Genomic DNA, 12,993 nt, shown 5'->3' on the forward strand with positions numbered 1-12,993 from the left:
TCCCCTCGAGATGTCGCAGTGATGCCCACAATTGACACTTGTATTCATTCAAGATCGTAGCCCTTCAAATGTTCCCGTAATGTTCTAGCATGACGGGTTCCCCTGGGGTAACATTTTTCTTTTCATATACGCCAGACGTATTGACCTGAATATACGCAACACGTATACACGGCTCTATCTTCCATTTTGGATATGGAGCTTTGATGACTACTCACACCCTAAAGGTCACCGTCTCATGCGCAGCCCATGCGCGCGGCGTTCTGATCGACCCCGAACGCTGCGCCAGCAATCCGAGCCTGCGCACAATTGCATGGCTGATCCTGAAATCCGAACGCGGCCAAACTGTGCACCAAACGCGTTTAGACGACATGCGTCATGCATGATCCAAACAGCGCAGCCACCCGCATCCCCTTTGATGATCTGCCCCTGCCCCAACAAGCAGGCATCCTATGCAATGAACCGCAGTTCCAGCAGTTCGCAGGAGCGCGCACCATCAAGTCCGGCATCCAACTCAGCCCCACCGCATCAGCGGAATATCTGCGCACCATCTGCCGCATCACGTCACGCCGGGATTTGGAAACCGACACCGCCGCCGCCGCCCGATTTGCTGCCCTTCGCACCGAATTTGACGCATGGCGCGGGCGCATTGCCCGTCCACGCGCCTGACCCGTCACCTGCCGGGGCAGATCTCCCTTGCCCCACACCTCGCCGGGGGCCACACGCCCCCGGCCTTTTCTTCAACCAGAAAGGACGCGCGTCAGATGCCCGGCAAAATCCCGATGAAACCTGACCCCACTTTTGATCAGGCCGCTGACAACGCATACCGCGCGACCGCCGACGAGCTGCGCCAATTTGTCGAACGCATTGAACGGCTCGATGCCGAGAAAAAGGATATCGCAGACCAGGGCAAAGAGGTGATGGCCGAAGCCAAGGCGCGCGGATACGACACCAAGGTTTTGCGCAAGATCATCGCCCTGCGCAAACGCGACAAAGACGACATCGCCGAAGAAGAAGCTGTGCTGGAAATGTACCGCGAAGCCCTTGGCATGTGATGCCTGCCCCTCCCAAGAAAGGATCAGCCCAGATGCCATTTACCCGCAAGCCCGGCCAGCCGCCAACCTATGCAGAACAATATTTCGAACTACCGCACCCGAAACGGCTGTCCACTCGCATCGGGCGGGCGCTGACCCCGGTGATCGCCGTGGCACTGCTGCTGGGCGCATTGGCCATCATCGCTGCGAAGACCATCTGACCCATGCCGACCCCACCCGAATATTGCAGCGTTAAGACGATCGCGGAACAGCTCGACTGTTCTGTCTCGACTGTTGAAAGCTACACAAATCGTGGCCTCTTGCCGCAGCCCAAGAAGCGCGGCACACTGGTGAGGTGGAAATGGACAGAGGTGCAGGCGATGATGGATGGGCTGGAAGAAGCCGAGAAACAGCCGCAAGATCCCATTTTGCGCGCTATCCATGCCAGCTGATATCGCACTGGACAAATACGTCCAGCCAAAGAAAGCGCGCGGGCGGCTCTACTATTATTTTCGGGTAGTCCGGGCCGACACGACCGAGTTTCGCAAGCCCCTGCCCCACCCCTTTGATGATGGCTACCGCGCCGCATACCGGATCGCCCATACGGAATGTTTTGGCAACGCGCCGATTGACCTGAATCCTACAGATGATCTTGGCTTCGAAAACCTCATTGATCAGCACAAGCTGCACCCAAAATACCAAAACCTAAGTAAAGACAGCCGTGCGTTGCGCGATCTGGCCTGCACACTGCTCCTGACTACGTTTAATGGCTTTCTACCTCGCGACATTCGCCCGCTGCATATGCAAGCCCTCTATGACAAGCTTTCAAGCCGCCCCGCCACGGCGAACCGCCGAATGGATGATATGTCTGCTATGTTCGCCTGGGCGCGGCGCCGGGGCTTTTGCGACATCAACCCATGTGAGCGCATCGAGCGGGTTCAAACCAGCAACGGATATGAACCTTGGCCCGCCTGGGCGATCGAGAAACTATTCACAGAAGGCAGGTCGCACATCGTCAAAGCAGCGGTCGCGGCGATCTATACCGGCCAGCGCCGCAATGACTGCCTACGCCAGTTGCGCCCCTCGCAGATCACCGATGGCGTGTGGTATGTAAAACAGGGCAAGACAGGCAACCCGACGCCCATTCCACTGCACCCAATGGTTTTAGCCATGGTGGATCTACACCAGGAAGAAATGCGCGCAGCGGGCAGGATCGATCCAAATGAACCGATCCTAAAGACGTCACGCGGCCAACCATGGGCATCAGGCTTTGGTGCGTCATGGGCCAAGGAACTTGAACGGCTGGAACTGCACCAGGTTGAGCCGCGCCTGACCTATCACGGGTTCCGCACAACTAATGCCACGTTGATTGGAAATGCGGTGGCAAAAAGCGAAGTGATCTTTGGCGGGATTGAGCGAGTCAAATCTATGTTGGGCCACCTGTCTGACCGCATGGCCGAACACTACGCGCGCCGCGCGGTTCAAGAACATACAAATGCCGAAACCATCATGCTTTTACCCGATTTTGGGAAATAGCCTGTCGGCGTGACCGGCCTTCGTTACGCCATCTCCCGAACGCTGTACTGGCCCTAAAGGAACATTCAGCCGAGCCGAGCGTCGATGCCACTAACGGACCACAGCGGACCTTTCCGCTTCCTCAACAATACCGCGGTGCAGCCCTTCATTCCGGACATTCGCTGCGGCGGCAAAATGTAAGAGGTGTTAGCCACTGTCGTCAGAGCTTCACGGCGTTAGCTCATCAATGTGGGCGGCGGGATCCTCGCTGGCGATGGCTTCCAAAGTGGCTTTGAAAAAGGTGCATGGCTCGACATTGTTCAGCTTGCAGGTCTCGAAATGCGAGGCGATGCGGCCCCAGTTGCGCCCGCCTTCATCATGCCCCGCAAAGAGCGCGTTTTTGCGGTTCAGTGCAATCGGACGGACGCTGGGATTCACGATATAGCTGTCCATCTCGACAGTGCCACCTTCAGCTTTGGCGTTGCTACCTTGAGTGGATTGTCAGATACTGAAACCAACAGGTAATTGGAGATCAAAGTGAAAGCAATTTCGTTCTTTAACAATAAGGGTGGGGTCGGAAAAACCACATTGACAGGAAACATTGCAGCTTACTTTGCTCTTGAAATGGGAAAAAAAGTATTGGTTGTCGATTGTGACCCGCAATGCAACTTGACTCAATTCATCTTGGGGGACACCAAAACTATCGATCTGTACTGGCCCTCTGGAAGCGACAAGGAGAAAACCCGTACAAAAACCATCTTGGACATCGTTCAACCGATTCTTGATGGCGATGCGGATATTGACAAATCAGTGAAGCCGCTCAAGGCACGGACCAACAGATTTGGTGTAGACCTTGTTCCTGGTCATCCAAAGTTCTCTCTATTTGAAGACCAGCTATCTTCTGCATGGGCAGAACTTCCCACAGGTAAGGCGGGCGGTTTTCGAGTTTCAAATTGGCTCCGGTCCTACCTAGCAAGCGTGGCGTCTGATTATGATTTTGTGTTTGTCGATGTGAGCCCGTCCCTCGGAGCCCTCAACAGATCAGTATTGTTGAGCGTAGACCATTTTATCACGCCGCTTGGTGCTGATGCGTTCAGCGTATTAGGAATCAGAAACATCTCTAGGTGGATGTCTGGTTGGATTGATTACTACAAGGTAGGATTGGAGCAGTCAGAACGCCTCAATCCTAACGCGCTGAAAAAATTCTCTATTCCTACGGAAATACCAATCTCAGAGGGTTTCATCGGATTTACGCTACAGCAATATATTGCGAAGGCAAAAGCTGGAGTGCGCCGACCAACGAAAGCATATGAGAGGATCCTCGAGGACATTCCGTCAGAAATCGATATATATCTGACTACTTTCTTGTCGCATCCCGATAAAGAATCGCACTTGGGTGATGTCCCTAACCTATACAGTCTTATTCCTCTTGCTCAGGGTGCTAACGCTCCCATTATTTCGCTCAAGTCCAAGGATGGCCTCGTTGGCAGTCAGTTCAGTCAAGCACTTCGGTACAAAGAAATAATCGGAGAACTTGCCGAGCAGATTGCAGCGAGGGTTTAGGATATGGTGAACTGGCCAGATGCGCTAGTAAGGGAAGCTGCGGAGAGGCGGGTATTGGTTTTCCTTGGCTCGGGATTCTCTAAGGCTGCCGTTCCTACGCTTCCTACTTGGGGCGCACTTCTCAAAGAGTTGTCCAAAAAGTTGCCGACCGCCAAAAGTAAAACATTGGTGGCCAAACTCATACGCCAAGGTCGCTTACTAGATGCTGCCGAACTCATTACATCAGGTGTAAATGCTCCTGACATGAATAACTTGCTGCGCGATCGATTTCAACTTCGCCCTCCGCCATTGAGTGACATCTATAACGACCTTCTACAAATCGATCCGAAGACAATAATTACCACCAATTACGATGAGTTGATTGAGAAAAATTTCGACCACTATAGTGGTGGGGGATCAAGCCACTCCATTCGCACACAAACCTCTAAGAGCCTTCTCGCTGATCTTCGTTCGCCAGTTCGCAGCATTGTCAAACTACATGGATGCATCACAGAAACAGACCATATTGTGTTGGACAGGCGATCATTTTTCAAAGCTCAGGCGGAAAATGTTGGCTTTTTTGATATCGTCAGATCCCTGATGACTGTAAACACTGTACTATTTCTAGGTTATTCTATGAGCGATCCAGATATTCAGCTAATTTTGGAGAATACGAATATGTCTTCGTCTTCCACAAATCCGCACTACGCTTTGGTGCCAAAATTTGAACACCCTTCTCTAAAGAGTGCCAATTCCGAAACTTACAATACTGCGTTTCTGGAGTATCCGGCGGGTGACCATGCAAAATTCCCATTGGCTCTAAGTCAGCTAAGGGAACAAGTTAGGCAAATGAGGGCTGATCGCGGGATACCCTAGATTTGCAGTGTCGCCATCCTGTAAGCAGGCAAACCATATCATCCAGCACATTCAAGAGCAGTAGGAGCAGACTTAGGACTCAATAAACCGATAGAAAATAATTGAGGAACTGGTTTTCCGTAACCTTCGTGAACTTCCGCACGTCAGCCAAAAGTCTGCTTGTGCTCTAGCGCCAAAAAGCTTCGTACCCGCGGTGAAGGTCCGCAATCCGCCCCTTGTGTCGAGGAACACGAACGGCCCGGAGCTGCCGTTCATGAATTGTGCAGGGGATGACCGCTCCCAGCCTATTGCTGCCCGTCGCCCTAGGCGAAGCGAGCCACCACATCCAGCCTTGAATGGCAGAGTACGGCGGGCTTTCATTCGGCGACCGGTTTTTTCACAATCCGCAGCATCGCATCGTAGTGCTTTCCATCACGCTCCCGAATATATTTCATTGCGCCATTTGCTGCGCGGTGGCTCTCTTCGACGGTAAGCGCGGGAAGCGAATTCACAGCCTCAATGTCACCATGCGACTCGATTTGGCATACTCGCTCAAGCTGGTTCATTTCCGCCTGATCTAACCCTTTGATCTTCCCGGAGTCGTCGAATAACGCTTCGGCGAAACTGGCTTTGTCCGGTGCAGCAAATGCCGTGAATATCTCCAGAAGCTTCCGGATCGCATTGGGCAACAGATACAGATAGTCGGTGCTCTTCTTGTCCGAAGCCTCGAACACGACGGAGAAAAGGTATTGGTATTCTGAGTCGTACTTCGCCAAGTGCGATGGCATCTTCACCAGCGCTGATTCTCGACTGCCTTTTCCATCGTCGCGGCAATCTACAAACAGCAACCCTTGAGGAACCGTATCCGCGAAGTTGACCCCTCGGAAGAAGGCTCGCTTCGCCATGTGCATGAGCTTGAGATTATGGGTCAAGAGGATGACCTGCGCGACACGTTTGGTGTGCTTCTTAATCAGGCCGAACGCGTAGGTCTGGGCATTGCTGTCGAGGCTCGACACTGGGTCGTCGATTACAACAACGAGCCTTTTCTTGTCCCGACCTTCGGCCCCAAATTGAGTTAGGAAGAAGCAGAAGGTTAGCGCGGTTTTCTCGCCCTCGCTGAGGTTCTGCGCGATCGAGCCATCCGAGCGAACCAATTGGTACCCTTCGTCCTTGGCCGCCAACCGGATTGAGTTGTGCCCGAGGTAGTCGTGAAGTAGTTTGTTGAGCTCGTTGGCCGCAATTCCATGTTTACGAATTGCATTGCGCAACGTTTCCGCCTTCTCTTTCAGATCTTTCGCCGTGCTTTGTGCTTTTTGGGCATCGTCTTCCGCCTCCGCCGCTTTTCGTTTCAACTGGCGGTATGAAGCTTGCTCGGCAAAGAGCACATGGGCCTTGAGTGCGTTGGCAGCGGCGTCTTTGCGTTGCCTAAACTGATCATTGATGGAATTGTGCTCGCTGATAACGGCGAGCAAACGGTTCTTGGCATCAATGAACCCGGCTGACCAGTCAACGCCCAAGAGCTTGGTCACGTTGTCGGGAACCGTTCGACTTGTCATAGGGTTCCGTTGGCGTTCCACAAGCGCTTCTTGCAGCTCCTTTATCGCCGTGCCAGTAGAAATGACCTCAGCCCGGAACGCCTTTTCGGCCTCGCCGAAGCCTTTGGCTAGAGTTGATTGAACGGCTGACTGCGATGGAAATCCCTCCAGCCACCCTCTCAGCAGCGAGCGTGACCGCCCGCACCATTCAATAGCCGCTGTCACTGCGTTTGTTTGCTCTTGCCAGCTCTCGCTGAACAGTGCCGCCAAGGTCTTTCTTCGTTGGTCTGATATCTCATTGCCACAATGAAGGCATGACACGAGCCGGTTTTCTTCGTGGTAGTGGTGGCCTTCAGCTACCCACGCCAACATGTTGGGGTGGGTGGTGAGGTCAGATGAAAGCTGCGCGGAGAAGTCCCGCTTAACCAGGTCACAAGCAGTTTTCAACTCGTCCAGAAATCCCTCGGGCAGTTCGAATGCTAGGTCAATTTTCGGAAGTGGGTCGGACTGACGAATGATCGCGCGGTACTCGTCAATATTGTCCTCCGCGAGGTTGTCTTGTTCCGTGAACTCTTTTTCGGAGTACTCGCGGTCGACATTTCCTCTATTGAATTGCTGAGTGTAGCCAGTACCTCTGGCGTCGCGCACGCGTCCGCCTATCTCTGTGCCTTTGTCCTTGTATCCTTTTTCCGCCGTTTCCTGCCTTGTCTTGGCTGCGCGAGCCTCGGCTGAGGCAGTTTCCAAGTCGGCTTCCAGCTGGCGCAGCTCGTTCACCTTTTCGATGTTCTCTTCGTCGATATGAAAGATCGGCAACGCCGAACCTTCATCCCATTGGAAATTGCGGGAAATGAAGTCCGAGTTGAAGACAAGGAGGTGGTTTCCAAGCGGATGTACTAAATTTGTTTCGGTTGATGTCGTTCCGTCGGAGAGCTTGGCCTGAAATTTCGCGCGATCATCAAGCCCATTGGCCAGCAAATTTGCTTCGAGCGAAGAAAATATGCGGGATAGGCTAGTCTTCCCTGATCCATTGAAACCATAAACAATTGTCTTTCGTGTGAAGTCGGCATCCGGGCTTTGAGGTTTGTAGTCGCGCCAAATACCTATGCCCGTGATCTGAACTAGCTTCTCTACAAAAATGGTTTCTGGCATTATTTTACCGCCATAATTTCTTGCGATCATAAAACAGGAAGATGCTTGCACATATTACGATGGGTTGCCAACACATCCATGTCGGCGGCAAACGCTGACGGCACTTTGCGAAGCCGGGCCTGAGACCACAAGTGCCATGTCTGCAAGCTGCGCGGTGCTGCCATTGGAGAAGAGTGCAGCGAAAGTCCGTTCTCCACCCGTGGTGCCGAACGACATGAACAGCCCAATCTGTGGAAAAGCTCTTTGCTGTGCCTACACATTCTCAAAACTTGGAACCTGTTCATTGGTCGGTAAAGCAGACCCTGAAATACGGGGGGCTTCTGCAAGACGTAGACGCCAGTTGCCCGTCAAACGTCGCTCAAAGGCTCTGCATCGGGGTTTTCTGGCAGTACACATCCCCGTTGGACATAAGCAGGTCGCGAAGGCGCGCAAGCCGATCACTACCTTCGTCTGAGCCCAAACTGGGGCCCTTGAAGACCTGTCCCACCGTAACGAATGCAACGCACTGAAACGCCCCGAAATCCGCAAATTGGGAAACACATTTGCCAGATTGGGAAACAAGAACAAATCAGAACTTGTTCGCGGGATTTATATCTATAAATTTCAAGGGGATAATGGTGGGTCGTGAGAGACTCGAACTCCCGACATCTTCGGTGTAAACGAAGCGCTCTACCAACTGAGCTAACGACCCGCTGCGCGTCTCATAGCCCAAGGTTGGGGCGGGCTTCAAGCCCCTAATGTCAGTCTGTGCTGCGTACTCTGTGCAAGATAAAAAACCACCCCCTGCCCGCCTGCCATATCGCGCAGCGCGTCGATGTCTTGGCCCAGCACAATCAGCCGCAGCATCCGCGAGGTGATGCCGTGGGTGACCAGGATATGCGGCGCCGTGAGCGTGGACAGAAACGCGCTGCAGCGGGCATGCAGGGCCGCAAAGCCTTCGCCGCCGGGCGCATGTTCGTACAGGTCATAGCTGTCGCGGGCGTCGGGTGTCTGGGCCATCAACGCATCGCGCTGCGCGCCGGCCCAGTCGCCAATACCAATCTCGCTCAGTCGGGGGTCGGTGCTGATGCCGTCAACCAGCCCTGCCAGCGCGATGGAGGCGGTGTGAAAGGCGCGGCCTTGGGGACTGGTGAGCGCGGTAAATCCTGTCAGATCACGGGCAGCGAGAATTCCGCGCTGTGCCTGTGCCTGCGCGCGACCCACGGCGGTAAGCGCAGAATCAAACCGACCCTGAAGCCGATTCTGCGCGTTCCATTCGGTTTCGCCGTGGCGCAGGATATAGAGCGGCGGATAATCCGTCACGTCCGCGCCTCCAAAACGGTTTCCCGACCGTTTTCAAGCAAATAGACACAGCCCTGTCGATTGCACAGCTGCCCCGCTTGCCCCAGGTCCAGGCCGCGCACCTCGGCCCGCAGCACCTGCCCCAGAAGACCATGCGCGACGATCACGCTGGGACCTGTCAGATCATGCAGGAACGCTTTGATCCGCGCGTGAAACGCGGCCAGCCCTTCGCCCTGCTCTGCCGCTTCGTAAATCTCAAGCGGTGCCGGGTCGGACGCGGCCCAGTCGGGGCGTGCGGACATGATTTCGTCCCGCGTCAGCCCCTGCCACGCGCCTGCGTGGATTTCCATCAGGCGCGGATCGGTCCGGTGCACCGCGCCCGCCAATGCGATCTCTGCCGTCTGCTGCACGCGCCCCAGGGGTGAGGCAAAGATAGCGGGGTGCTGCGCCAGAATGGGGGCCATGATCTCTGCCTGCCGCTGGGCGTCGGCGATACCTTGATCAGTCAGTGGGGAATCCAACTGCCCTTGCAGCCGAAAGGCACGATTCCAGACCGTCTGGCCGTGGCGCAGGAACCAGATTTTCGGATAGGGGGATGTCATGCCTGCTCCATCGTTGTTTGGGGCGGGTTATGTCATGTGTAGGCGGCGTCTACCAGCGGAACGACGGCGGGATTGGGCTAAGCTCTGAAGCGACCGGGGCTTACGAACATACGCAATGGTAAATGGAATGGTGGGTGATAAGAGATTTGAACTCCTGACATCTTCGATGTGAACGAAGCGCTCTACCACTGAGCTAATCACCCTTGCCGCGCGGATTATCCAATTGTGTCGGGGCTTGCAAGAGGGGCGCGGGAAAAATGCGCCTGCATCCCCTCCCCGGATCAATCGTCGCTGTCGTCACCGTCGTCGCTTTTGGACTTTTCGCCTGGGGCTGCCTGGCGGATCTTGGTGATCAATACGCGTCCGTTGGGCATCATGCGTTCCTTGCGCACCTTGATGCGCCCGAACGGCGGCAGGATAAGTTCGCGGTTCTCGCCCAGTGCCTCGCCAAGCACCTCAAGCATAGCCTCTACCACGGGCTTGGCGTCTTTCTTTTTGATCCCTGACCGGGCGACGACGCTGTCAATCAATTCCTTCTTACGCAGGACCGGGCCCAGGATCACCGATTGCGGCGCGTCTACCACAGTCGGGGTCGCCGTGGCGCTGGCCGGTGCCGCCTGGCTGCCCAGCGGCGACACAGGTGCATCCTTGGGCGGGCTGACCGGGCTGGCGGCTGTGGATTTCTTGGCCACCGCGGCGGGTGACTTGCGCGCGCTGGTGCCGGGTTTAGATGCTTTTGCGGGTTTTGCAGTAGACGTGCCTTTGGCCGCGCTACGTGTTGTCGTGCTCATGGTGGCCTCGCTGATAAACAGTTTATTAATTGGAAACAGTGTATCAAGCGTGGGCTTCGAAAGCTAGTAAATGCTTGCCTGCGCGTCGGTCGCGCGCTGCAAAACGCAAAACGCGCGCCCGGTTAAGGGCGCGCGTGATAGATGTGTGATGCGGTCGATCAGTGCGTCGTGGCCGCGTCGCCACCACCCGATTTCGACTTCATCGCGGCGGCTTCCGCCGCTTCCTGTGCGGCCTCGTCCCACTCGATCGGCTCTGGCACACGCACCAGCGCATGTTTCAGCACTTCGGACACGTGGGACACCGGAATGATGGTCAGCCCGGCTTTGACGTTGTCAGGGATATCAGGCAGATCGCGTTCATTTTCCTCGGGGATCAGGACAGTGGTGATGCCACCGCGCAGCGCCGCAAGCAGTTTTTCCTTTAGCCCGCCGATCGGCATCGCATTACCGCGCAACGACACTTCGCCGGTCATGGCAATGTCGCGCCGCACCGGGATCTGCGTCAGCACCGATACGATGGACGTCACCATCGCAAGGCCAGCACTTGGCCCATCTTTTGGCGTCGCCCCGTCCGGCACGTGAACGTGGATGTCCAGCGTGTCAAACTTCGGTGGCTTCACCCCGATCTTGGGACTGATCGACCGCACATAGCTTGACGCCGCGTCGATGCTTTCCTTCATCACGTCGCCCAGTTTGCCCGTTGTCTTCATCCGGCCCTTGCCCGGCAGGCGCAGCGCTTCGATCTGAAGCAGCTCACCACCGACCGAGGTATAGGCCAGCCCGGTCACGACACCAATCTGATCTTCCTTTTCGGCCAGACCAAAGCGGTGCTTTTTCACGCCAAGAAATTCCTCAAGATTGTCGCCGGTCACGGTCACGCTCTCGGCCTGTTTCTTGATGATCTTGGTCAGCGATTTGCGTGCCACCTTGGCGATTTCACGCTCAAGGTTCCGCACACCAGCTTCGCGGGTGTAATACCGGATCATACCACTCAAGGCACTGTCCTCGATCGAGAATTCCTTACTCTTGAGACCGTGGTTCTTGATCTGCTTGGCCACGAGATGTTGTTTGGCAATCTCCAGCTTTTCGTCCTCGGTGTAACCCGACAGCGGAATGATCTCCATCCGGTCAAGCAACGGCCCCGGCATGTTATAGCTGTTCGATGTGGTCAGGAACATCACGTTGGACAGGTCGTATTCGACCTCAAGATAGTGATCCACAAATGTGGAGTTCTGTTCCGGGTCCAATACCTCAAGCATGGCCGACGCGGGATCGCCGCGGAAATCCTGACCCATCTTGTCGATCTCATCGAGCAGGATCAGCGGGTTCGTCGTCTTGGCCTTTTTCAGCGCCTGGATGATCTTGCCGGGCATGGAACCAATATAGGTACGGCGGTGACCGCGAATTTCGCTTTCGTCACGCACCCCCCCCAGCGAGATGCGGATAAATTCGCGTCCCGTCGCCTTGGCCACAGATTTGCCAAGGCTGGTTTTACCCACGCCCGGAGGGCCGACCAAACACATGATCGGGCCTTTCATCTTGCTGCTGCGCTGCTGCACCGCGAGGTATTCGACAATCCGCTCCTTGACCTTTTCAAGGCCATAGTGGTCGTCATCCAGCACTTTTTGTGCGCGGCCCAAGTCTTTCTTCACGCGAGATTTTACGCCCCATGGGATCGACAGCATCCAGTCCAGATAGTTGCGCACGACAGTCGCCTCGGCGCTCATCGGGCTCATGTTTTTCAGCTTTTTAATCTCGGCGTCAGCCTTTTCGCGGGCTTCTTTGCTCAACTTGGTTTCGGCCACGCGGGCTTCAAGTTCAGCCACTTCGTTCTTGCCGTCCTCGCCATCGCCCAGCTCTTGCTGGATCGCCTTCATCTGTTCATTCAGATAATACTCGCGCTGGGTCCGCTCCATCTGCGACTTCACGCGAGTCTTGATCTTTTTCTCGACCTGAAGCACGGACATTTCGCCCTGCATCAGCCCGTAAACCTTTTCAAGCCGCTCAGAGATCGACAGCGTTTCCAGCAGGTCCTGCTTTTGCTCAACTTCAATGCCCAGATGCCCGGCCACGAGATCGGCCAGACGTGCAGGCTCGGCGCTTTCGCCTACGGCGGTCAGCGCCTCTTCGGGGACATTTTTCTTGACCTTGGCGTAACGCTCAAACTCATCTGCCACGGTGCGCAGCAACGCCTGCGTGGTGGCGGCATCGCCGGGCATCTCGGTCAGATATTCGGCACGCGCCTCAAAAAAGTTATCGTTTTCAAGGTATTCTGTGATGCGCACACGCGCCTGCCCCTCGACCAAAACCTTGACGGTGCCGTCGGGCAGCTTCAGCAGTTGCAGCACGTTGGCCAGCACGCCCGCCTTGAAGATACCAGAGGTATCGGGGTCGTCCTCACCGGGGTCGATCTGGCTGGACAGCAGGATCTGCTTGTCGTCGGCCATGACCTCTTCCAATGCGCGCACGGATTTGTCGCGGCCCACGAACAGCGGCACGATCATATGCGGGAACACCACAATGTCGCGCAGCGGCAAAACCGGATAAGACGCGTTCAATGGCTCTAACATGCTCAATTCCTTATCATAGCAAGACATCCAGGCCCCTGTCATAGGCAGCCTCGGGCGTCTCCTTTTCTGGACTGGATATGTGTGTACCCCGTCCGCCTGTTTCAATCCCCTTGCGGGGTTAT

The 12,993-nt window shown here is 55.4% G+C and carries 13 protein-coding genes, 2 tRNA genes and 1 pseudogene; 8 read left to right on the forward strand and 8 right to left on the reverse strand.

The annotated features are described in order from the left end of the window. The first annotated feature begins 203 nt into the window (after positions 1–203). The 6 genes from AC1965_RS09650 to AC1965_RS09675 all read left to right on the forward strand — a co-directional run bounded on the left by AC1965_RS09650 (position 204) and on the right by AC1965_RS09675 (position 2,567). On the forward strand, positions 204–383 hold the full coding sequence (locus AC1965_RS09650) for a hypothetical protein (RefSeq protein ID WP_483883664.1): 180 nt from the start codon (positions 204–206) through the stop codon (positions 381–383). Beyond that, positions 376–666 (forward strand): hypothetical protein, encoded by a 291-nt coding sequence (locus AC1965_RS09655; RefSeq protein ID WP_483883665.1) that lies wholly within the window; start codon positions 376–378, stop codon positions 664–666. The genes AC1965_RS09650 and AC1965_RS09655 overlap by 8 nt, the downstream gene beginning before the upstream one ends. A gap of 95 nt (positions 667–761) precedes the next feature. Next, entirely contained in the window at positions 762–1,052 is a 291-nt protein-coding gene (locus AC1965_RS09660; protein ID WP_483883666.1) for a DUF2312 domain-containing protein, read from the forward strand. Positions 1,053–1,084: 32 nt separating this feature from the next. Continuing rightward, positions 1,085–1,252: a hypothetical protein gene (locus AC1965_RS09665; protein WP_483883667.1), complete on the forward strand. Its 168-nt coding sequence runs from the start codon at positions 1,085–1,087 to the stop codon at positions 1,250–1,252. 3 nt (positions 1,253–1,255) lie between these two features. After that, on the forward strand, positions 1,256–1,483 hold the full coding sequence (locus AC1965_RS09670; RefSeq protein WP_483883668.1) for a helix-turn-helix transcriptional regulator: 228 nt from the start codon (positions 1,256–1,258) through the stop codon (positions 1,481–1,483). Further along, positions 1,419–2,567 (forward strand): tyrosine-type recombinase/integrase, encoded by a 1,149-nt coding sequence (locus AC1965_RS09675; RefSeq protein WP_483883669.1) that lies wholly within the window; start codon positions 1,419–1,421, stop codon positions 2,565–2,567. Before AC1965_RS09670 ends, AC1965_RS09675 begins: the two co-directional genes overlap by 65 nt. A gap of 207 nt (positions 2,568–2,774) precedes the next feature. Here the strand turns inward: AC1965_RS09675 and AC1965_RS09680 are convergent. Next, positions 2,775–3,011, reverse strand: a pseudogene (locus AC1965_RS09680) (transposase domain-containing protein); the annotation flags it as partial. Between the two features lie 72 nt (positions 3,012–3,083). On the opposite strand from AC1965_RS09680, the gene AC1965_RS09685 reads away from it, so the two are divergent. Together AC1965_RS09685 and AC1965_RS09690 are read left to right on the forward strand one after the other, a co-directional pair. Further along, positions 3,084–4,109 carry a ParA family protein gene (locus AC1965_RS09685; RefSeq protein ID WP_483883670.1) on the forward strand — a complete coding sequence of 342 codons (1,026 nt, stop codon included), beginning with the start codon at positions 3,084–3,086 and terminating at the stop codon, positions 4,107–4,109. Between the two features lie 3 nt (positions 4,110–4,112). Then, positions 4,113–4,964 (forward strand): SIR2 family protein, encoded by an 852-nt coding sequence (locus AC1965_RS09690; RefSeq protein ID WP_483883671.1) that lies wholly within the window; start codon positions 4,113–4,115, stop codon positions 4,962–4,964. Positions 4,965–5,320: 356 nt separating this feature from the next. Here the strand turns inward: AC1965_RS09690 and AC1965_RS09695 are convergent, their stop codons facing one another. The 7 genes from AC1965_RS09695 to lon form a co-directional block, all read right to left on the reverse strand. Beyond that, positions 5,321–7,627, reverse strand: coding sequence for an AAA family ATPase (locus AC1965_RS09695; RefSeq protein WP_483883672.1), 2,307 nt, complete (start codon positions 7,625–7,627; stop codon positions 5,321–5,323). A 615-nt stretch (positions 7,628–8,242) separates the two neighbouring features. Further along, positions 8,243–8,318: transfer RNA gene (locus AC1965_RS09700), tRNA-Val, on the reverse strand. Positions 8,319–8,353: 35 nt separating this feature from the next. After that, positions 8,354–8,929: a histidine phosphatase family protein gene (locus tag AC1965_RS09705; RefSeq protein ID WP_483883673.1), complete on the reverse strand. Its 576-nt coding sequence runs from the start codon at positions 8,927–8,929 to the stop codon at positions 8,354–8,356. Further along, a complete protein-coding gene (locus tag AC1965_RS09710) occupies positions 8,926–9,510 on the reverse strand; it encodes a histidine phosphatase family protein (protein WP_483883674.1) in 585 nt (194 codons plus the stop codon). The genes AC1965_RS09705 and AC1965_RS09710 overlap by 4 nt, the downstream gene beginning before the upstream one ends. A gap of 128 nt (positions 9,511–9,638) precedes the next feature. After that, a tRNA-Val gene (locus AC1965_RS09715) sits at positions 9,639–9,713 on the reverse strand. Between the two features lie 78 nt (positions 9,714–9,791). Continuing rightward, positions 9,792–10,301 (reverse strand): HU family DNA-binding protein, encoded by a 510-nt coding sequence (locus AC1965_RS09720; RefSeq protein ID WP_483883675.1) that lies wholly within the window; start codon positions 10,299–10,301, stop codon positions 9,792–9,794. Between the two features lie 158 nt (positions 10,302–10,459). After that, on the reverse strand, positions 10,460–12,871 hold the full coding sequence (gene lon, locus AC1965_RS09725; RefSeq protein WP_483883676.1) for an endopeptidase La: 2,412 nt from the start codon (positions 12,869–12,871) through the stop codon (positions 10,460–10,462). Positions 12,872–12,993 lie beyond the last annotated feature (122 nt).

The sequence above is a fragment of the Sulfitobacter sp. KMM 9851 genome (assembly GCF_057178245.1).

Coding starts and splice junctions, on each gene's coding strand:
- AC1965_RS09650 (WP_483883664.1), top strand. CDS start 204: ATGACTACTCACACCCTAAAGGTCACCGTCTCATGCGCAGCCCATGCG.
- lon (WP_483883676.1), bottom strand. CDS start 12,871: ATGTTAGAGCCATTGAACGCGTCTTATCCGGTTTTGCCGCTGCGCGAC.
- AC1965_RS09665 (WP_483883667.1), top strand. CDS start 1,085: ATGCCATTTACCCGCAAGCCCGGCCAGCCGCCAACCTATGCAGAACAA.
- AC1965_RS09695 (WP_483883672.1), bottom strand. CDS start 7,627: ATGCCAGAAACCATTTTTGTAGAGAAGCTAGTTCAGATCACGGGCATA.
- AC1965_RS09655 (WP_483883665.1), top strand. CDS start 376: ATGCATGATCCAAACAGCGCAGCCACCCGCATCCCCTTTGATGATCTG.
- AC1965_RS09660 (WP_483883666.1), top strand. CDS start 762: ATGCCCGGCAAAATCCCGATGAAACCTGACCCCACTTTTGATCAGGCC.
- AC1965_RS09670 (WP_483883668.1), top strand. CDS start 1,256: ATGCCGACCCCACCCGAATATTGCAGCGTTAAGACGATCGCGGAACAG.
- AC1965_RS09710 (WP_483883674.1), bottom strand. CDS start 9,510: ATGACATCCCCCTATCCGAAAATCTGGTTCCTGCGCCACGGCCAGACG.
- AC1965_RS09720 (WP_483883675.1), bottom strand. CDS start 10,301: ATGAGCACGACAACACGTAGCGCGGCCAAAGGCACGTCTACTGCAAAA.
- AC1965_RS09690 (WP_483883671.1), top strand. CDS start 4,113: ATGGTGAACTGGCCAGATGCGCTAGTAAGGGAAGCTGCGGAGAGGCGG.
- AC1965_RS09675 (WP_483883669.1), top strand. CDS start 1,419: ATGGGCTGGAAGAAGCCGAGAAACAGCCGCAAGATCCCATTTTGCGCG.